This window comes from Cellulosimicrobium marinum (assembly GCF_020551945.1).
GTDB lineage: Bacteria > Actinomycetota > Actinomycetes > Actinomycetales > Cellulomonadaceae > Cellulosimicrobium > Cellulosimicrobium marinum.
Genome location: NZ_JAJBZH010000001.1, coordinates 28,826 through 47,308, shown reverse-complemented (window position 1 = coordinate 47,308; position 18,483 = coordinate 28,826). Strand labels below are relative to the sequence as shown.

The 18,483-nt window shown below is 75.8% G+C and carries 15 protein-coding genes; 9 read left to right on the top strand and 6 right to left on the bottom strand.

Features of this window, described 5'->3' with window-relative positions; genetic code table 11:
* The first annotated feature begins 27 nt into the window (after positions 1 to 27).
* The 8 genes from LGQ04_RS00200 to LGQ04_RS00165 all read left to right on the top strand — a co-directional run bounded on the left by LGQ04_RS00200 (position 28) and on the right by LGQ04_RS00165 (position 9,649).
* Positions 28 to 1,026 (top strand): AAA family ATPase, encoded by a 999-nt coding sequence (locus LGQ04_RS00200; RefSeq protein ID WP_229241472.1) that lies wholly within the window; start codon positions 28 to 30, stop codon positions 1,024 to 1,026.
* Positions 1,027 to 1,055: 29 nt separating this feature from the next.
* Positions 1,056 to 1,958 (top strand): DUF58 domain-containing protein, encoded by a 903-nt coding sequence (locus LGQ04_RS00195; protein ID WP_229241471.1) that lies wholly within the window; start codon positions 1,056 to 1,058, stop codon positions 1,956 to 1,958.
* Positions 1,945 to 2,448 carry a hypothetical protein gene (locus LGQ04_RS00190; RefSeq protein ID WP_229241470.1) on the top strand — a complete coding sequence of 168 codons (504 nt, stop codon included), beginning with the start codon at positions 1,945 to 1,947 and terminating at the stop codon, positions 2,446 to 2,448. The genes LGQ04_RS00195 and LGQ04_RS00190 overlap by 14 nt, the downstream gene beginning before the upstream one ends.
* Positions 2,442 to 3,560, top strand: coding sequence for a vWA domain-containing protein (locus LGQ04_RS00185; RefSeq protein WP_229241469.1), 1,119 nt, complete (start codon positions 2,442 to 2,444; stop codon positions 3,558 to 3,560). Before LGQ04_RS00190 ends, LGQ04_RS00185 begins: the two co-directional genes overlap by 7 nt.
* 22 nt (positions 3,561 to 3,582) lie before the next feature.
* Positions 3,583 to 4,653: a vWA domain-containing protein gene (locus tag LGQ04_RS00180; RefSeq protein ID WP_229241468.1), complete on the top strand. Its 1,071-nt coding sequence runs from the start codon at positions 3,583 to 3,585 to the stop codon at positions 4,651 to 4,653.
* Positions 4,650 to 5,747 carry a hypothetical protein gene (locus tag LGQ04_RS00175; protein ID WP_229241467.1) on the top strand — a complete coding sequence of 366 codons (1,098 nt, stop codon included), beginning with the start codon at positions 4,650 to 4,652 and terminating at the stop codon, positions 5,745 to 5,747. The genes LGQ04_RS00180 and LGQ04_RS00175 overlap by 4 nt, the downstream gene beginning before the upstream one ends.
* A gap of 129 nt (positions 5,748 to 5,876) precedes the next feature.
* Complete coding sequence (locus tag LGQ04_RS00170) at positions 5,877 to 7,838, top strand: ATP-binding cassette domain-containing protein (RefSeq protein ID WP_229241466.1); 1,962 nt, start codon at positions 5,877 to 5,879, stop codon at positions 7,836 to 7,838.
* Positions 7,835 to 9,649 carry an ABC transporter ATP-binding protein gene (locus tag LGQ04_RS00165; protein ID WP_229241465.1) on the top strand — a complete coding sequence of 605 codons (1,815 nt, stop codon included), beginning with the start codon at positions 7,835 to 7,837 and terminating at the stop codon, positions 9,647 to 9,649. Before LGQ04_RS00170 ends, LGQ04_RS00165 begins: the two co-directional genes overlap by 4 nt.
* Positions 9,650 to 9,689: 40 nt before the next feature.
* Here LGQ04_RS00165 and soxR read toward each other — a convergent pair whose 3' ends face one another.
* Complete coding sequence (gene soxR / locus LGQ04_RS00160) at positions 9,690 to 10,154, bottom strand: redox-sensitive transcriptional activator SoxR (protein WP_229241464.1); 465 nt, start codon at positions 10,152 to 10,154, stop codon at positions 9,690 to 9,692.
* A 183-nt stretch (positions 10,155 to 10,337) separates the two neighbouring features.
* Here soxR and LGQ04_RS00155 point away from each other — a divergent pair, with 183 nt between their 5' ends.
* Positions 10,338 to 11,747 (top strand): MFS transporter, encoded by a 1,410-nt coding sequence (locus tag LGQ04_RS00155; RefSeq protein WP_229241463.1) that lies wholly within the window; start codon positions 10,338 to 10,340, stop codon positions 11,745 to 11,747.
* Between the two features lie 257 nt (positions 11,748 to 12,004).
* Here LGQ04_RS00155 and LGQ04_RS00150 read toward each other — a convergent pair whose 3' ends face one another.
* From LGQ04_RS00150 to nirB, 5 genes are read right to left on the bottom strand one after another with little or no spacing between them, the layout of a single operon-like run.
* Positions 12,005 to 12,916, bottom strand: a complete 912-nt coding sequence (locus LGQ04_RS00150; RefSeq protein WP_229241462.1) for a sirohydrochlorin chelatase — start codon at positions 12,914 to 12,916, stop codon at positions 12,005 to 12,007.
* Positions 12,913 to 14,004, bottom strand: a complete 1,092-nt coding sequence (locus tag LGQ04_RS00145) for a uroporphyrinogen-III synthase (RefSeq protein WP_229242345.1) — start codon at positions 14,002 to 14,004, stop codon at positions 12,913 to 12,915. Before LGQ04_RS00145 ends, LGQ04_RS00150 begins: the two co-directional genes overlap by 4 nt.
* Positions 14,005 to 14,051: 47 nt before the next feature.
* Positions 14,052 to 15,350: a uroporphyrinogen-III C-methyltransferase gene (gene cobA / locus LGQ04_RS00140; RefSeq protein WP_229241461.1), complete on the bottom strand. Its 1,299-nt coding sequence runs from the start codon at positions 15,348 to 15,350 to the stop codon at positions 14,052 to 14,054.
* The gene (gene nirD / locus LGQ04_RS00135; protein ID WP_229241460.1) at positions 15,347 to 15,799 is read right to left on the bottom strand and encodes a nitrite reductase small subunit NirD; all 453 of its coding nucleotides are present in this window, start codon (positions 15,797 to 15,799) and stop codon (positions 15,347 to 15,349) included. The genes cobA and nirD overlap by 4 nt, the downstream gene beginning before the upstream one ends.
* Complete coding sequence (gene nirB / locus LGQ04_RS00130; RefSeq protein WP_308016310.1) at positions 15,796 to 18,477, bottom strand: nitrite reductase large subunit NirB; 2,682 nt, start codon at positions 18,475 to 18,477, stop codon at positions 15,796 to 15,798. Before nirB ends, nirD begins: the two co-directional genes overlap by 4 nt.
* Positions 18,478 to 18,483: the final 6 nt, after the last annotated feature.

Here is an 18,483-nt window from a genome sequence, read left to right as displayed (position 1 = left end):
CACCGACACGACCCGGAGGGCGACCCCATGGCCGCAGGGCACGGCAGCATCTCGACCGCGGACCTCGACCGCGCCGGGCACCTCCTCAAGCGGGTGGGGCAGGTGTTCGACCAGCGCGTCGTCGGGCAGGAGGCGCTGCGCACCGCCCTCGTCTCGACGCTGCTCGCCGGGGGCCACGTCCTCCTGGAGTCCGTGCCGGGCCTCGCGAAGACCACCGCCGCGCAGACCCTCGCCGCAGCGATCGACGGCCGGTTCCACCGCATCCAGTGCACGCCCGACCTCATGCCGAACGACATCGTCGGCACGCAGATCTACAACTACGCGACCGGGAAGTTCACCACCCAGCTCGGGCCGGTGCACGCGAACGTCGTGCTGCTCGACGAAATCAACCGGTCCTCCGCGAAGACGCAGTCCGCGATGCTCGAGGCGATGCAGGAGAAGCAGACGTCGATCGGCGGCGAGAACTACCCGCTGCCCGACCCGTTCATGGTGCTGGCGACGCAGAACCCCATCGAGGAGGAGGGCACGTACGTGCTGCCCGAGGCCCAGATGGACCGCTTCCTCATGAAGGAGGTGCTCACGTACCCGACGCCGCACCAAGAGCTCGAGATCCTGCAGCGCGTCGCGACCGGGCGGATGAGCGAGCCGATCAGCGCCCAGCCCGTCACGCTCGACGACGTCCGGTTCCTGCGCCGCCTCGTCGACGACGTGTACGTGGACGACTCGATCAAGCGGTACGTCGTCGACGTCGTCAACACGACCCGCCTGTCCGGGCCGCGCCCCGTCCCCGGGCTGGACCGGCACGTGCGCGTCGGCGCGTCCCCGCGCGGCGGCATCGCCCTCATGCGCGTCGGCCAGGCGCTCGCGGTCCTCGCGGGCCGCGCGTTCGTCGTCCCCGACGACATCAAGGCCGTGCGGTACTCGGTGCTGCGCCACCGCATCGTGCGCACGTTCGACGCGCTCGCGGACAACGTCCCCACCGAGCAGCTCGTCGACGCCGTGTTCGACGCCGTCCCCACGCCCTGAGCGGCCCCCGCACCCCCGAGGACGCCCCCGTGCCCGACGTCTCCCGACTCGCCCAGGTCCGGGCCCGGCTCGACCTCCCGGTCGCGCGCCGGGCCTCCGGCCTGCTCGAGGGGCGTCACCGCTCGATCTCCAAGGGCCACGGGCAGGACTTCGACGACCTCCACCTGTACGCCCCCGGCGAGGACGTCGGCGACATCGACTGGAAGTCGTCGGCCCGCGCCGGCATCCCCGTGGTCCGCCGGTTCGTGCGCGAGTCCAACCTCAACCTCGTGCTCGTCGTCGACACGGGCCGCCCCATGGGTGCGGCCGCCCCGAGCGGGGAGACGAAGGCGGAGGTCGCGAGCCTGTGCTGCGCGCTCGTCGCGCACCTCGCCCGCGACCGCGGGGACCGGATCGCGCTCGTCGCCGGGGACGCGGGCGGCGTCGTGCAGCTCCCGCCGCGCGCCTCGACCCAGGACCTGGAGGTGCTGCTCCGCACGGTCGAGGGCCGGTGGCGCCCCGACGCCCCGGCGAGCGACCTCGCGCGTCCCCTCGACCGGGCGCGGTCGGCGTTCCGCCGCCGCTCCCTCGTCGTGGTCGTGACCGACGAGGCGCGCCCCGCCGCGGAGCACGAGACGCTCCTGCGGTCCCTGCGCGCCCGCCACGAGGTCATGGCGGTGCGCGTCGCCGACGCCTCGCCCGTCGCCGTGCGGGGCCCCGCGGCCGCCCACCGCGACGTGCGGGACGTCGACGGCAGCCTGCGCCTGCCGCCGTTCCTGCGCGGCCGGGCGGCGCTCGCGGACGCAGCCGCGGGGGCCGTGGCGCGCCGCCGTGCGGAGGTCGAGGACCGGTTGCGGCGCGTGGCGGTCGAGTCGGTCCTCGTCGAGGGGACGACCGACGTCCTGCCGCGCTTCGTCGAGCTCCTGGGGAGGCAGAAGCGTGCCCGTCGATGAGCTCGTGGACCCGGCCGCCTACTCGGGGTGGTGGACGGCCGCCGGGGTGGGGCTGCTGCTCGCCGCCGCCGCGGTCGTGTTCCTCGTCGTGTGGCTGACGCGCGCCGGCGCGGCCGAGAAGGCGGCCTCCGCTCCCCCGCCGCCCTCGCCCGCCGGGCCGCTGGACCCGTACGGCGCGCTGCGGCGCGAGTACGAGGAGCGGCTCGACGCGGTCGCGGCCCGGTTCCGCGCGGGCGAGCTCGACGACCGCGCGCTCCACCTCGCCCTGTCGGCGGAGGTGCGCGGGTTCGCGACGGGCCGGACGGGTCAGGACGCCTCGACGATGACGCTGTCGGAGATCCAGCAGCTCGCGCACGCCGACCGGCTCACGCGCCTCGTGGCGCGGTACTACCGCCCGTCGTTCGCGGACCACGCGGCCGACCGGACCGCGGCCGCGACGGACGCCGAGGACTCGATCGCGCGCGCCCGGGAGGTGGTGCGGACGTGGTGAGCCTGCCCGCCGGAGGTCTCGCGCGCGCCGTCGTGCTCGCCGCGGACGACGCGCCCGTGCCCGGCCCCCAGGACCCGGCGGTCCTGTGGCCGTGGGTGTGGGCGGGCGTCGTCGTCGCGGTCCTCGCCGTCGCGGGCGCCGGGTGGTGGTTCGCCCGCCGCCGGGCGCGCGAGCGCGCGGCCGACGTGCTGTGGGTGGCGAACTCCGACTACCTCGCGGACGTCCCCGAGGTCGGCGCGTGGGTGCGGCGCTACCGGCTCCTCCAGGGCGCGACGGCGCTCGGGCTGCTCGTCGCGGTCGTGGGGGCGGGCGCGGTGGCGGCCCGGCCCGCGCAGACCGACGTCGTGGTGGACCGCCTCGGCACGCGCGACATCGTGCTGTGCCTCGACGTGTCCGGCTCGATGATCGCGTACGACGGCGCGGTGCTGCGCGTGTTCCAGGAGATGGTGGACAGCTTCGAGGGGGAGCGGATCGCGCTGTCGATCTTCAACTCGTCCTCGCGGACCGTGTTCCCCCTGACGAACGACTACGCGCTCGTCCACGAGGAGCTGCAGGCCGGCATCGACGCGCTCGACGAGGACCCCGCCGAGTTCGACTACACGGGCGGCAGCGACGACGCGCAGATCCTCGAGTTCGCGCAGTTCACGGCGGGCACGACCGCGAACCTCGCGGGCGCGAGCCTCATCGGGGACGGCCTGGCGAGCTGTGCGCTGCAGTTCGACGCGCAGGACACGGAGCGGTCCCGGTCGATCATCCTCGCGACCGACAACTACGTGTCCGGGCAGCCCATCTACACGCTGCCCCAGGCCGCCGAGCTCGTGTCGTCGCGCGACATCACCCTGCACGGCATCTTCGGCGGGTCGCAGCGCTACGAGGGCACCCCGGAGGAGTCGGAGTACCGCCAGACCGTCGAGGCGGGCGGCGGCCTGTACTTCCTCGCCGACGACCCCGCCGCGGTGCAGGGCATGGTGGACGACGTCGTCGCGCAGCAGGCCGTCGAGCTCGACGCGTCGCCCGAGGTGATCGTCACCGACACCCCCGCGGCGTGGTTCGGCGTCACGGTCGCCGGGGTCGGGCTGCTGCTCGTCGTGGCGTGGCGGGTGCGGCAGTGAGCGCGCCGGGAGGTGGGGCCCGATGACCCTCCAGCCGCTCGTGCCCGTGTGGGCGCTGCTGCTCCTCGTCGTCCCCCTGCTGGTGCTCACGGGGTGGCAGGCCGTCGTCGCGGGACGCCCCGGGCCCGACGGCGCCCCGCGCCCGGGTGCCCCGCGCGCGGCCTGGGTGCGGCGCACGGGAGCCGTGGTCGTGCTCGCGCTGATCGGCCTCGGCCCGTCCGTGGTCTCGACGGACCGCGACACGTCCGTCGCGAACGTCGACATGGTGTTCGTCGTCGACCGCACCGGCTCGATGGCCGCGGAGGACTACGGCCCGGAGGGCGGGCAGGAGCGCCTCGACGGCGTCCGGCACGACGTCGTCGCGCTCGCCGAGTCCATCCCCGGCGCCCGGTACTCGGTGATCTCGTTCGACTCGCAGGCGTCGCGCCAGCTCCCGCTCACCACCGACGCGCGCGCGGTCGCGTCGTGGGCACGGACGTTCGATCGGGAGATCACGCGCTACTCGCAGGGGTCGCTCACGGACCGGCCGCTCGCGGAGCTCACCGCCGCGCTCGAGGGCTCCGCGGAGCAGCACCCCGCGAACCTGCGCCTCGTCTTCTTCCTCACCGACGGCGAGCAGACCGCCGACGGCGAGCCGCGCTCGTTCGCCGAGCTCGCCCCGCTCGTCGACGGCGGCGCCGTGCTCGGCTACGGCACCGCCGAGGGAGGCCCCATGAAGGAGTACGACCCCGACGTCGACCCGGCCGACGCCGAGTACATCGTCGACTGGTCGTTGCCGAGCGAGGACGGCGAGCCCGCGCGCGCCGTGTCGCACCTCGACGAGGAGACGCTCACCGGTCTCGCCGACCAGCTCGGCGTGCCGTACGTGCACCGCGACGCGCCGACGGAGGTCGCGTCGCTCGTCGCGGACGTCGACCCGGAGCAGGTCGCCGCGGACGGGCGACGGGACGTGACCTCGTACCGGCCCGTCGTGTGGCCGCTCGCGCTCGTCCTCGCCGGGCTGCTCGCCGTCGAGGCGTGGTACCTCGGGCGCGAGGCGCGCCGCGGCCTCGTGCTGCCGGGCCGCCCCGACCGCCGGGAGGTGCGCCGATGAGCTGGTCGCCGCCCCCCGTCCCCCCGCCCAACGGCCGGCGTCCGGCCACGCACCCGGCCGCCGCGATGCGCCGGGCGCGCCTGCGCCGTCGGGGCTGGTGGGTCCTCGGGACGCTGCCGCTCGTGCTGGCGCTGGTCCTCTTCGGGTTCAAGCTGGCCCTCCTCGCGCCCCTCGCGTCGTTCGCGCGCCACGACTACGACGACGGCGCGTACGCCGACGCGGCCGGGACGTACGGCGCGCAGCGCACGCTCAACCTCGTCGACCCGTGGAAGGCGCACTTCAACACCGGTACCGCCCTCGCGGCCGAGCAGAACACGTGGTCGCTGTACGACGCGACGACGTCCCTCCACCGGGCCTACGAGCTCGCGGAGGGCGAGACGCCCGAGGTCCGCTGCGCCGTCCAGACGAACCTCGCGCTCGCGTACGAGCTCACGGGCGACGACGAGCTCGCGCAGGCCGACGAGGAGGCGGCCGAGCTCCGCGCCGTCGAGGACGCCCTCGCTGCCCGCGACGCCGGGCAGCCCTACGACGAGGACGTGCTCGACCCGTACGGCGACGGGACGGAGCCCGACGTCGACCTGCTCCGCCAGAAGACGCAGGACTGGTACGCCTACGCCGAGCGGTCGTTCGCGACGGCCGAGCAGGTGCGCGGCTGGCCCGACTGCGGCGAGTCGGACCGCACCCAGGAGGAGCAGGACCAGGCGGAGGCGGCGCAGCAGCGCGTCGAGGACAAGCAGCAGCAGGCACGGGACGGGCAGGACGACGCCGCGGGCGAGCCGCCGCCGGGCGGGGGCTCCGCCGGGTCCGAGGGCGGCGACGGGTCCGAGGACGGCGAGGGGTCCGACGCCGGGGAGCAGGGCGAGGCGTCCGACGCCGAGGGCGACGGGCAGGACGGCGCGGAGGGCGACGGCTCCGGCGGCGAGGGGCAGCGCCAGGCCGAGCGCGAGGAGCAGGAGCGGCAGGAGCGTCTGGAGGAGCAGAACTCGCGGGCGCGCGACGAGGCGGACCGTCAGCAGCAGGAGTACCGCGACCTCTACGGCGACGAGCCCGGCGGGGGCTCCGGGTCGGGTGGGGACAGCCCGCGGAACTGGTGAGGTCCAGTAGTTGATAAAGACTACTGACGATATGCCGGATGTCGGTACCCTCCCGCGCAGGGGAGACGGGGCTCCCCTGCCGCGAGGCGTCGTCGTGGACGACGCCCGGCCTGCAGGAGGGGGACCTGGATGTCGACGACGTCCACGCACGACCGACCGACGAGCGCGGCGGGTGCCCGCGTGAGCCGCTGGACGACGATGTGGCGCCTGCTCCCCCGCGCCGGGTACCCCACGGTCCTCGCCGGGTTCGCCCTCAGCGTCCTCCTGGGGGTCCTGCCGCTCGCGTTCATCGTCCTCATGGGCCGCGTCCTGCACCTCGTGCCCGCGGCCGCCGACGGCTCCCCCGAGGGCGACGCCCTGCTGCCCACGTTCGCGGTCGCGGTCGCCGTGCTCGTCGTCCAGCAGCTCCTCGCCCCGTTCCAGGCGGGCGTCGTCGAGACGATCGCGCGCCGGGTGGACCAGCACTGCATCGACCGGCTCCTCGACGCCGCGCTCTCCCAGGCACCCCTGGCGCTGCTCGACGACCCGGAGGCGCTCGACGTCGTCGCCGACGCCCGCGCCGCGTTCGCCCGCCAGGCCCGCTCCCCCGGCGACGCCGCGGGAGCCCTCCTCCCGCTCGTCGGCCGGTACGTGCAGCTCCTCGGCGCCGCGGCGCTCGTGGGCGTCGTCGTCTCGCCCCTCGCCGGGCTCGTCATCCTCGCCACCGCCCTCGTCATGCGCTTCGGCGTGCGCGGCACGCTGGGCCGGCTCGCCGCGACGTGGTCCGGGCTCGGCCCCGCACGCCGCCGCATGTCCTACCTGCGCGACGTGCTCACGACCCCCGCGCTCACCAAGGACGTGCGCCTGCTCGGCGTGCTCGGCTGGCTGCGCGGCCGCCTGCGGGCCGACACCCTCGCATTCCTCGAACCGCAGTGGGCGGTCAACCGGCGCCTCCAGCTGTGGCCCTTCGTCGGCTTCGCGAGCGTCGGCCTCGCCGGCGGCGCCGCGGTGCTCGTCCTCGTCGCGCTCGACGCGTCGTCGGGCGCCCTCGACCTCTTCGCGCTGGGCGTCGCGCTCCAGGCCGTCCTCGTCCCGATGCGGTTCGGCGCGTACTTCCCCGAGTGCGACGTCGAGACCCAGTTCGGTCTCCAGTCGTTCGACGCCCTCCAGCGGTTCGAGGACCGCCTCGCCCGGGGGGCCCGGCAGCAGCCCGTCCGCCCCACGGTGCGCGACTCCACGCCGACGGGCACGGTCCGGTTCGAGGACGTGTGGTTCCGGTACACCGACGAGGGCCCCTGGGTCCTCCAGGGGCTCGACCTCGAGCTCGTCCGCGGCGGGTCGACGGCGATCGTCGGCCTCAACGGCGCCGGCAAGACGACCCTCGTCAAGCTCCTGGCACGCGCCTACGAGCCGACGCGGGGCCGCATCACCGTGGACGGCGAGGACCTAAGCGGCACGGGCGTGCGGGCCTGGCAGGACCGCCTCGCCCTGATCTTCCAGGACTACGTGCGCCTCGAGCTGCCCGCCGCGGACAACGTCGCCGTCGGCGCCCCGCACCTGCGCGGGGACGCCGCCGCGCTCACCGCCGCCGTGCGCGCCGCGGGCGCCGAGGACGTGGTCGACGGGCTCGACGACGGCCTCGACACCGTCCTGTCCGGCGGGTACGCGGGCGGGCGCGACCTGTCGGGCGGGCAGTGGCAGCGCGTCGCGCTCGCCCGCGCCCTCCTCGCCGTGGCGGGCGGCGCGCACGTGCTCGTCCTCGACGAGCCGACGGCGCAGCTCGACGTGCGCGCCGAGGCCGAGTTCTTCGAGCGCTTCCTCGCGCACGACGCCGTCGCGCAGGTCGCGCGCGGCCGCGAGGTGACGAGCGTGGTCATCTCCCACCGCTTCTCCACCGTGCGGCACGCCGACCGGATCGTCGTCGTGGAGCACGGCCGCGTCGTCGAGCAGGGCGACCACGCCACGCTGCTCGCCCTCGGCGGCCGGTACGCGGAGCTCTTCACGCTCCAGGCGCGTCGGTTCCGCGACGACCCCGAAGCCGATCCCGACGCCGGATCCGAGCCCGGCGAGACGACCCCGGCGACCGCGACGACCTCAGGAGCAGCCCGATGAACCGTGTCCTGACCGCCGCGTCCTTCATGCTCGCGCACGGCTGGCGCACCGACCGCCGCCGCCTGCTCGTCGCCGTCGTGCTCCTCACCCTCGGGTACCTCGCCGCACCGTTCGTCGGCGTCGCGCTCGGCGGGTTCACCGACGCCGCGCTCGACGCGGACACGGCACGCGCCGTCTGGCTCGCGGCCGCGCTCGCGGCGCTGCTCGTCGCCGAGCTGATGATGGCCCACTTCGCGCACCTGTCGTACTTCGAGCTCGCCGACCTCCAGCAGGCGGAGCTGCTCGACGAGGTCGCCGGGCTCACCCACGGGTCGTCCGACCTCGCGCAGCTCGACGACCCCGACCGGGTGCGGCGGCTCACCGTCGTCACCGAGGGTCTGCAGAGCGTGCGCGGCGCGCTGGAGTCGACCCTGCAGCTCGGGGGCATGACGCTGCAGGTCGTCGTGACGACGGTGATCCTCGGGCTCGTCGAGCCGTGGCTCCTGCTCCTGCCGCTCGCCGCGCTGCCGCCCGTGTGGCTCGCCGGCCGCGCGCAGCACGTCATGGACGCGGCCCGGGACGACGTCGCGGACGACGTCCGCCTGTCCCGCCACCTCGTGTCGGTGGGGACCACGAGCGCGTCGGCGAAGGAGCTGCGCCTCTTCGGGGCGAAGCACCTCGTCTCGGCGCGCCAGCGCACCGCCTGGGGTCGCACCACGGACCGCCTCGCGTCGGCGCACCGCCGGGCGGCGGTCCTGCGCGCCGCGGGGCAGGTCTGGTTCGCGCTCGCGTACGGCACGGCTGTCCTCCTCGTGGTGCGCGACGCCGCGTCGGGGACCGCCGCCGTCGGGCAGGTCGTGCTCGTGGTGACGCTCGCGGTGCAGGTGAGCGTGCAGGTCTCGGGTGCGCTCGCGCTGCTCGGCACGCTGCAGGGCGCGGGCCGCGTCGTCGAGCACCTGCGCGCGCTGGCCGCGGACGCCGGACCGGTGCCCGCGCCGTCGGGCACGCCCGCCGCGGCGGAGACCGGCGACGAGCCCGGCGCCCTTCCCGCGCGTCTCGCCGCGGGCATCCGCCTGGAGGACGTCACGTTCTCCTACCCGGGCGCGGCCCGGCCCGTCCTCGACGGCGTCACCCTCGACCTGCCCGCCGGGTCCACCGTCGCGCTCGTCGGGGAGAACGGTGCCGGGAAGTCGACCCTCGTCAAGCTCCTGTGCGGCCTGTACCGGCCGACGTCGGGGCGGGTCCTCGTCGACGGGGTCGACCTCGCCACGCTCGACCCGGCGGCGTGGTACGCGCGCGTCGCGACGCTGTTCCAGGACTTCGCCCGGCTCGAGCTCACGCTGCGCGAGGACGTCGGGATCGGCCGCGTCGACCGCCTGGACGACGACGCCACGCTCTGGGAGGCCCTCGACGCCGCCCGGGCACGACGCATCGTCGAACGGTCCGAGGACGGGCTCGACCAGGTGCTCGGCACCGGGTACGCGGACGGTACCCAGCTCTCGGGCGGGCAGTGGCAGACGCTCGGCCTCGCCCGCACCCTGCTGCGCACCGACCCGCTGCTCCTCGTCCTCGACGAGCCCGCGTCGGCGCTCGACGCGTCCGCCGAGCACGCCCTGTTCGAGCGGTTCACCGACTCCGCGCGGCGCACCGGGGAGGCCGCGGGCGGCGTCACGCTGTTCGTGTCCCACCGGTTCTCCACCGTGCGCGACGCCGACACCATCGTCGTGCTCGACGGCGGGCGCGTGCGCGAGCACGGCACCCACGACACGCTCGTCGCCGCCGGCGGCGTGTACGCCGACCTGTTCGCGCTCCAGGCGACCGCGTACTCCTGACCCGGCGCGGCCTGACCCGGCGCGGCCTGACCCGGCGCGGTCAGCCGTCCAGGCCCTCGACGAGCAGGGTGCGGGGGCCCGGACCCTCGTCGCCGAGGGTGTCGTCGGGGTTGACGAGCACGCACCGCCGCAGGGACAGGCACCCGCAGCCGATGCAGTCGGTGAGGTGGTCGCGCAGGCGCGTGAGCTGCTCGATGCGGGCATCGAGGTCCGCGTGCCACCCGGCGGAGAGGCGGTGCCAGTCCTTCGCCGTGGGCGTGCGGTCCCCGGGGAGCGTGGCGAGCGCGTCCCGGATGCGGGAGAGCGGGATGCCGACCCGCTGCGACGCGCGGATGAACGCGACCCGCCGCAGGGTCTCGCGCGCGAAGCGGCGCTGGTTGCCGGGCGTGCGTCGGCTGCGGATCAGCCCCTCGCGCTCGTAGAAGTGGAGGGCGGAGACCGCGACGCCGCTGCGCGCGGCAAGCTGGCCGACGCTCAGCTCGGCGCTCGGGACCTCGTCGGGCACCGCACCCCTCCCCCTGCCCGGCGGACCGAGCGCTTGACCTCAACGTTTGTTGAGGTTCGAGACTAGCAGGGCGTCGCCCGACCGGGCCGCGCCGGCGACCGCCGCCCCGCCCGGAAATCCCCTCCTGGCGGAGCCGTGCCGCGCCGTACGGTGACGGTCGGACCGGCCGGAGAGGTGGAGCAGATGACGCAACCGCAGAGCGCGCGGACCGTCGGGACGGACGACGGCGTGCCGCTCGCCCCCGGGACGCAGCGCGCCGTCCTGGTCGGCATGGTCGCGTTCGTCTTCCTCGGCGCGTTCGAGGCGCTCGCCGTCGCCACCGCCATGCCGACGGTCGCCGTCGCGCTCGACGGCCTCACCCTCTACACGCTCGCGTTCGCGGGGTCGCTCGCGTCGAGCGTCGTCGGGATGGTCGCGTCCGGACGGTGGTCCGACCGCGCCGGCCCCACCACCCCCCTGTGGACGGGCGTCGGGCTGTTCCTCGCCGGGCTCCTCGTCGCCGGCCTCGCGCAGGACATGCTCGTCCTCGTCGCCGGGCGCGTGCTCCAGGGCGTCGGGACCGGCCTGTACATCGTCGCGCTCTACGTGCTCGTCGCACGCGTGTTCCCCGCCGACGCCCGCCCCCGTGTCTTCGCGGCGTTCGCCGCCGCCTGGGTGGTCCCGTCGATCGTCGGACCCGCGATCGCGGGGCTCGTCGTCGAGCACGTCGGCTGGCGGTGGGTGTTCCTCGCCGTCCCCGTCCTCGCGCTCCCCGCGCTCGTCCTCATGCGGCCCGGGCTGCACGCGGCGCGCGGCACCGGCCAGGGAGTGCCCGACGGCGCCCCGCACCTCGACAGGTCGGCACGCCACGCGTCGCTCGGGTGGGCCGTCGTCGCCGCGGTCGGCATCGGGGCGCTCAACTACGCGGGCCAGCTGCGCGGCGTCGGGCTCGTGGCGCTCCTCGCCGGGGCGCTCGCCGCGGTCGCGCTCGCGGTGCCGCGACTCCTCCCGCCGGGGACGACGCGGGCCGCGCGCGGCCTGCCGAGCGTCGTCGCGATCCGCGGTCTCGTCGCGGCGGCGTTCACCGGCGCCGAGGTGCTGCTCCCGCTCCTGCTGTCGCACGAGCGGGGGCTCGCGCCCTCGCTCGCCGGTGCCGTGCTCACGTTCGGCGCGGTCGGCTGGTCGACCGGGTCGTGGCTGCGCGGCCGCGTCACGTGGGGCCTCGCGCACGCGGGATACGTGCGGCTCGGGGGCACGTTCGTCGCCGTCGGAGTCGGCGGCGCGGCGCTGCTCGCGTGGACCGCCGTCCCGCCCGTCGTCGGGATGATCGCGTGGACGTTCGCCGGCCTCGGGATGGGCATGACGCACCCGACGCTCTCCGTGCTCACGCTCGAGCTGTCGCCCGTCGCGGAGCAGGGCGCCAACAGCTCGGCGCTCCAGGTGTCCGACGCCGTCGCCGCCGCCACCGCCCTCGCCGTCACGGGCTCCCTCCTGTGGGCGCTGCACGCGTCGCTCGGTCTCGCGGCGTACGTCGTCTGCTTCGGCGTCACCGTGCTCCTCGCCGCCGGCGTCGCCCTCCTGGCCCCCCGCACCCGCCCCCTCGTCACGCCCTGACCCGCCCGACCCCGAGCGAGAACCCTCGCCGCGCGAGGGAGAACCAAGGTCCGTCGAGGTAGCACCGAGGTCCGCCGAGGTGCGCCCACGCTCGAGCTCAGGTCGGGCGGCCGTGCCGGGTCGTGGCGGGTCTGGCGGGAGCAACGCGAGGAACGAGCGGCGCGGATGGTAGACCCGGCGCGGCCGCCCGACGTGCGCTCGTCACGACCACGGTTCTCCCTCGCGCGACCTCGGTACTTCCTCGCCGGGCTACCCCACTACGGCGCGGGGGCGAGGGTCGCGGCGGCGTCGGCGTAGCGGTCGAGGACGATCGACGTGAGGCGAGGGTCCGGGGCGAGCGGCGCCGTCACGACGTCCGCCCCCGCCTCCAGCACGCGGTCGTAGAAGTATCCCGGCGCGAGGAGGTACGCGGCCACGACGACGCGCGGCCCGCCCTCGCCCGCCGTGCCCGACGCCGCGCGCTCGCCGGGGGCGCCCGCCTCACCCGAGGCGTCGGTGAGCGACGTGCGGGCGGCGGCAACGGCGTCGGGCACGGACGGCTTCGCCATGGCGCCGTAGCCGACGCTCACGTCGTTCGGGACGCGCTCGCGCAGGGCGGTGGCGAGCTGTTCGACGTCGCGCGCGGCGCCGGGGCGGCTGGAGCCGGCGGCGGCGATCACGACGGCGTCGCCGGGCCGCAGGCCGGCTTCGGCGAGGCGGTCGGCGAGGAGGTCGGCGAGGCGGTCGTCGGGGCCGAGGGGGGCCGCGGCGGCGGCCCGGCCGGCGCCGGGGCCGCGGTCGGCGACGGACTCCGCGATGTCGACGCCGACGTGGAACCCGCCCGAGAGCAGCAGCGGCACCACCACGGCGTCGCCCGGCACCACGTCGCCCGGCACCACGCCGCCCGACGCCGAGCCGGCACCCGGCGCGACGACGGAGGTGACGACGTCGGCGACCTCGGGCTGCTGCACGTCGACGAACGCCTCGCGGACGTCGAGGTCGGGGCGGGCGGCGCGGACGTCGTCGAGCAGCGCGCGGATCACGGCGCGGCCGGTGGGGTCGTTCGTGCCGTGGGAGCATCCGACGAGCACGGGCGGGGCGCCCGCCGACCCTGCGGCCCCACCGCCCGCCCCGGGTGCGGTGCGTGCCGCGGGCGTGCCGGACGGGAAGGCCAGGATCTCCGTGCTCATGCGAGCTCCAATCGGTATCCGCGCTTGACGACGGTCTTCACGAGGTCGCGCCGTCCGGCGGCCTCGCGCAGGCGGGCGACGGCGACCTCGGCGGCGTGGGGGTCGCGCGAGTCGCCGGGGAGGACGTCGAGCACGTCGTCGCGTGTCACGACGTCGCCGCGGCGTGCCGCGAGGAGGCGGAGGACCTCGAGCGCGCTCGGGGACAACGGCAGCACGTCGCCGTCGAGCACGGCGACGCGGGAGCGGATCTGCAGCGCCCCCGCGACGGTGGCGAGCGCGACGGTCTCGGCCTGCTCGTAGTGGGCGACGAGGGTGCGCACGAGCGCGCCGAGGCGGCCACGCTCGGGCTGCAGGGGGGTGACGCCGCGGTGCTCGAGCGGTTTGGCGGTGACGGGCCCGACCGCGGCCGCGACCATCGTGCCGTCGCGGAACCGGGACACGACGAGGCGTCCCACGCCGTGCTCCTCCGCGGCGGAGAGCCACGCCTCCGCGCCGGGTGCGGAGGTGAACACGACGGCGTCGATCTCGCCGCAGGCGGCTGCCTCGACGGAGGCGCGGACCACGTCGGGGTCGGGCGGCGGCCCCCACCGGTAGACGACGAGGCTCGCGACGTCGGCGCCCGCCTCGGCGAAGACGACGTCGAGGCCGTCGGCCCCGGCACCGTGGTGCTGGACGGCGATGCGCAGCCCGGCGACCCCTTCGCCGAGGAGGACGTCGGCGATCTCGGCGGACGTCTCGGACTCGGCGACCCAGTCGGCGGTGAGCCCGGCGGCCTGGATCGCACCGCGTGCCTTGGGGCCGCGGGCGACGAGGCGGGCGTCGGCGAGCACCTCGAGGAGCCGCTCGGCGATGCCGTGCGCGTCGGCGGCCTCGACCCAGGAGCGGAACCCGATCCCGGTGGTGACGACGACGACGTCGGGCGGGTGCTCGACGAGGTCACGCGTCCCGGCGAGAAGCTGGTCGTCGTCGGCGTGCGGGATCATGCTCAGCGCGGGGGCGTGCCGCACCTCGGCGCCGCGGCGCTGCAGGGCGGCGGCGAGCTCGCTCTTGCGTCGGTCGGCGGTGACGAGGACGGTGCACCCGGCCATGACCTGGCCGAGCGGGGTGCGCTCTGCGCGGGGGTCGGTGGTGCTGCTCACGCGACCGTCGCCGGGTCGAGCCGCCCCTCCGCGGCCACGTCGCCGACCACGACGACGGCCGGTGCCCGGACTCCGACCCGGGCGGCGTGCTCGACGATCTCGGCGAGCGGGGCGCGGGTGACGCGCTGGCGCGGCGTGGAGCCGTTCTCGACGACGGCGACGGGCAGCGCGGGGTCGGCCCCGGCGTCGAGGGCCTGGGCCGTGATGCGTGCGAGCTGCGTGACACCCATGAGGACGACCAGCGTAGCGGCGCGGTCGCGCACGGACACCAGGGCGGCGTCGTCGAGGCCGTCGTGGCCGCTGATCACGTGGAACGCCGCGACGGTGCCGCGATGGGTGAGGGGGATGCCGGCGAGCGCGGGGACGCTGAGCGCGCTGGAGATGCCGGGGACGACGTCGACGGGCACGCCGGCCTCGCGGCACGCGACGACCTCCTCGCCGCCGCGCCCGTAGACGAACGGGTCGCCGCCCTTGAGCCGGACGACGGCGCGGCCGCGCTGCGCCTGCTCGACGAGGATCGCGTTGATCTCGTGCTGGGGGACGGGGTGGTGGCCGGGTGTCTTGCCGACGTCGATCACCTCGACGCCGGGTGCGAGCTCGTCGAGCACGTCGACGGGGCCGAGCCGGTCGGTGACGACGACGTCGGCCTCGGCGAGGGCGCGTCGTCCGCGGAGGGTGAGGAGGTCGACGGCGCCGGGGCCTCCGCCGACGAGGGTGACCTTCCCGGTCCCGCCGGGGACGGGGCGTCGGCGGCGCTGGTCGGCCCCGCCGGAGCGCAGGTGCTCGGCGACGGCGTCCCGCACGGCGCGTGCGCGACGCGGGTCGACGGCCCCGCGCGTGTCCGTGACGACGCCGACGAGCACGTCACCGCTGTGCGTCGTCGCGGGCGTGCGGGCGGTGCCCTCGTGCGCGGCGCCGGCGTTGACGCACCACACGCGGCGCGCCTCGGCCCAGCGGGCGACGTCGCGGTTGGTCGTGGTGTCGTCGGTGGCGGCGAGGACGAGCCAGGCGTCGGCGACGTCGGACTCGCGGACCTCGCGGGGCGCCCAGTCGATGCACCCGCCCGACCCCCCGGTGGGTGCGGGGGATCTGTCGTCGCCGGGCCGGGTCGACGACGAACGGCCCGCACTCAAGGACGCGACGAGCTCGTGGAGGTCCTCGCACAGCTGCGGTGCGACGACGCGCACGCGGGCGCCGTCGGCCCACATGGCCCGGGCCCGCCGGGCCGCGACCGGGCCGCCGCCCGCCACGACGACGGTCCGGCCGGCGAGGTCGAGGCCCAGCAGCGTGGTCACGACGCACCGTCCGGACGGGACGCCACGTGCACGACGCCGTCCCGCACCTCGACGGGCCACGTCGCCAGGTCGGGGGCGAGGCCCTGGACGGGGACGTACCCGGCGGCCTCGAGGCAGCGCCCGGTCGCGAGGTCGAAGACCTGCTTGTACATCGGCCCGGCGACCGTCGGTACACCTGCGCGCGTGCCCACGATGCCGCGCGACATGACGTTCGCCCCGGAGTACGGGTCGCGCTGCTGGACGGCGCGCACGGTGTCGTCGGGGAGACGGAAGAGGGCCACCTGCGCCCCGCCGACGAGGGCTGCCGCGCCGCGCTCGACGGCGAGGTCCCGCAGGAGGCACACGCGTTCCCAGACGACGGTCCCCTCGGCGTCGTCAGCGCCCGGGCGACCGGGGGACCCGCTGGCTGCTGACAGGTCGGCGGGCACGGGGTGCGACACGACGCTCATCGACGGACCTCCAGGGTGGAGCCGGCGATGACCACGGGGCCGGCGGGGACGGGCTCGGTGCCCGCGGCGCGGGCTGCCTCGAGGGCGGCGGCGCGCTCGGCGGCCGTCGCGGGGCGGATCTGGCCGCGCTCGGTGACGTACGCGAGGTCGGGGTCGGCCTCGGCGGGCGCGTTGACGAACGACCCGAACCGGCGCAGCTTCTCGGGGTCCTCGAGCACGGCCCGCCACTCGTCCTCGTAGACGTCGACGTGGCGGGCCATCGCCGCGTCGAGGTCGGCCCCGATCCCGAGCGAGTCCTCGACGACGACCTCGCGGATCGCGTCGAGCCCGCCCTCGTAGTCCTCCACCCACGCCGCGGTGCGCTGCAGGCGGTCGGCGGTACGGATGTAGTACATGAGGAACCGGTCGATGGTCCGGATCAGCTCCTCGGAGGTCAGGTCCTCGGCGAGCAGCTGCGCGTGCCGCGGCGTGAACCCGCCGTTGCCGCCGACGTAGACGTTCCAGCCCTTGTCCGTCGCGATGACGCCGACGTCCTTCCCGCGGGCCTCGGCGCACTCGCGCGCGCAGCCCGACACCCCGAGCTTGAGCTTGTGGGGCGAGCGCAGGCCGCGGTACCGCAGCTCGAGCTCGACGGCCATGCCGACGGAGTCCTGCACGCCGAACCGGCACCACGTCGACCCGACGCACGACTTCACGGTGCGCAGCGACTTGCCGTACGCGTGACCGGACTCGAAGCCGTGCTCGACGAGCCGGCGCCAGATGTGCGGGAGCTGCTCGATGCGCGCGCCGAACATGTCGATGCGCTGGCCGCCGGTGATCTTCGTGTACAGGCCGAAGTCCTTGGCGACCTGCCCGATGACGAGCAGCCCGTCGGGCGTGATCTCGCCACCGGGGATGCGCGGGACGACGGAGTACGTGCCGTCCTTCTGCATGTTCGCCATGACGTGGTCGTTGGTGTCCTGCAGGGTGGCCTGCTCGCCGTCGAGGATGTGCCCGTTGCCGAGCGACGCGAGGACCGACGCGACGACGGGCTTGCAGATGTCGCACCCGCGCCCGGTGCCGAACCGCCCGATGATCTCGCTGAACGTGTGGAGCTCGGCGACGCGCACGGCGTCGAACAGCTGGGCGCGCGACAGCTCGAAGTGCTCGCACAGCGCGTTCGACACCTCGACGCCGGCCCGGGCGAGCTCGGTGGTCGTGATCTTCTTGACGAGCGGGAGGCACGACCCGCACGACGTCCCGGCCTTGGTGCACGCCTTGACGCCGGCGAGGTCGGTGCACGCGTGCTCGGTGACAGCGCCGCGGACGGTCCCGGCGCTGACGTTGTTGCACGAGCAGACGGTCGCGTCGTCGGGGAGCTCCAGCGACGGGGCGCCGCCGCCCGACCCCTCGGGCAGGAGGAACGCGCCCGGGTCGCCGGGGAGCTCCGCGCCGAGCATCGGGCGCAGGGACGCGTACGGCGAGGCGTCGCCGACGAACACGCCGCCGAGGAGGGTGCGCGCGTCGTCGGACAGGACGAGCTTCTTGTAGACGCCGGCGACGGGGTCGGCCCAGACGAGCTCCATCGCGCCCTCGGTGCGGCCGAACGCGTCGCCGAAGCTCGCGACGTCGACGCCCTGGAGCTTGAGCTTGGTCGCGGTGTCGGCGCCCGGGAAGGTGGCCTCGCCACCGAGCAGGCGGTCCGCGACGACCTCCGCCATCGCGTAGCCCGGCGCGACGAGACCGATGCACCGGCCCTCGATGCACGCGACCTCGCCGACCGCCCACACGTGCTCGTCGGCGGTGCGGCACGCGAGGTCGACGACGGCGCCGCCGCGCTCCCCGATCTCCAGGCCGGCGGCGCGGGCGAGCTCGTCGCGCGGGCGCACGCCGGTCGCGACGACGACCACGTCGACGTCGAGCCGGCCGCCGTCGGCGAAGTCGAGCCGGCCGACGTGCCCGGAGCGCCTGGAGACCTTCATCTCCTTGGTCCCGGTGTTGCAGCGGACCGCGATGCCCATGCCGTTGATGAGGCGCTTGAGCGCCTCGCCGCCGCCGAGGTCGATCTGGGCGTCCATCATGTGCGTGCCGAACTGGATGACCGTCGCCTGCGCGCCGAGCGCCTTGAGCGCGCCGGCGGCCTCCAGGCCGAGCAGGCCACCGCCGATCACCGCACCGCGGACCGGCCGCTCCCAGCCACCCTCCGTCGTCGCCGCGCGACGCTTCTCCTCGACCCAGCCGCGCAGCGCCGCGACGTCGTCGATCGTGCGGTACACGAACACGCCGGGCAGGTCGTTGCCCGGGATCGGCGGCATGGCGGCGCTCGAGCCGGTGGCGAGGACGAGCTCGTCGTAGGCGTGGACGCGCCCGAGCCGGTCCGTGACGGTCCGCGTCTCGCGGTCGACCGCCGTGACGGCGCAGTCGCGGTGCAGCGTGACGAGCGGGTCGTCCCACAGCGTCGGGTCGCCCAGGGTGAGCTCCTCGGCGTCGCGCGCCGAGAAGTAGCTCGTGAGCGCCACGCGGTCGTACGGCTTCCGCGGCTCCTCGGCGAACACCGAGATGCGCCAGGCACCCACGCCGTCACGGGCGCGCAGCGCCTCGACGAGTCGCTGGGCGACCATGCCGCCGCCGACGACGACGAGGTGCCGGGGCGCGGGCGCGCCCGGGGCGGGTGCAGGATCGTTCTGGGGTCCGGTCACGGCGGG

What these genes read in the sequence shown, in the direction of transcription:
- LGQ04_RS00200 (WP_229241472.1), top strand. Translation starts at nt 28, where the DNA reads ATGGCCGCAGGGCACGGCAGCATCTCGACCGCGGACCTCGACCGCGCC.
- LGQ04_RS00180 (WP_229241468.1), top strand. Translation starts at nt 3,583, where the DNA reads ATGACCCTCCAGCCGCTCGTGCCCGTGTGGGCGCTGCTGCTCCTCGTC.
- LGQ04_RS00175 (WP_229241467.1), top strand. Translation starts at nt 4,650, where the DNA reads ATGAGCTGGTCGCCGCCCCCCGTCCCCCCGCCCAACGGCCGGCGTCCG.
- LGQ04_RS00170 (WP_229241466.1), top strand. Translation starts at nt 5,877, where the DNA reads ATGTCGACGACGTCCACGCACGACCGACCGACGAGCGCGGCGGGTGCC.
- LGQ04_RS00165 (WP_229241465.1), top strand. Translation starts at nt 7,835, where the DNA reads ATGAACCGTGTCCTGACCGCCGCGTCCTTCATGCTCGCGCACGGCTGG.
- LGQ04_RS00155 (WP_229241463.1), top strand. Translation starts at nt 10,338, where the DNA reads ATGACGCAACCGCAGAGCGCGCGGACCGTCGGGACGGACGACGGCGTG.
- LGQ04_RS00150 (WP_229241462.1), bottom strand. Translation starts at nt 12,916, where the DNA reads ATGAGCACGGAGATCCTGGCCTTCCCGTCCGGCACGCCCGCGGCACGC.
- LGQ04_RS00145 (WP_229242345.1), bottom strand. Translation starts at nt 14,004, where the DNA reads ATGGCCGGGTGCACCGTCCTCGTCACCGCCGACCGACGCAAGAGCGAG.
- nirD (WP_229241460.1), bottom strand. Translation starts at nt 15,799, where the DNA reads ATGAGCGTCGTGTCGCACCCCGTGCCCGCCGACCTGTCAGCAGCCAGC.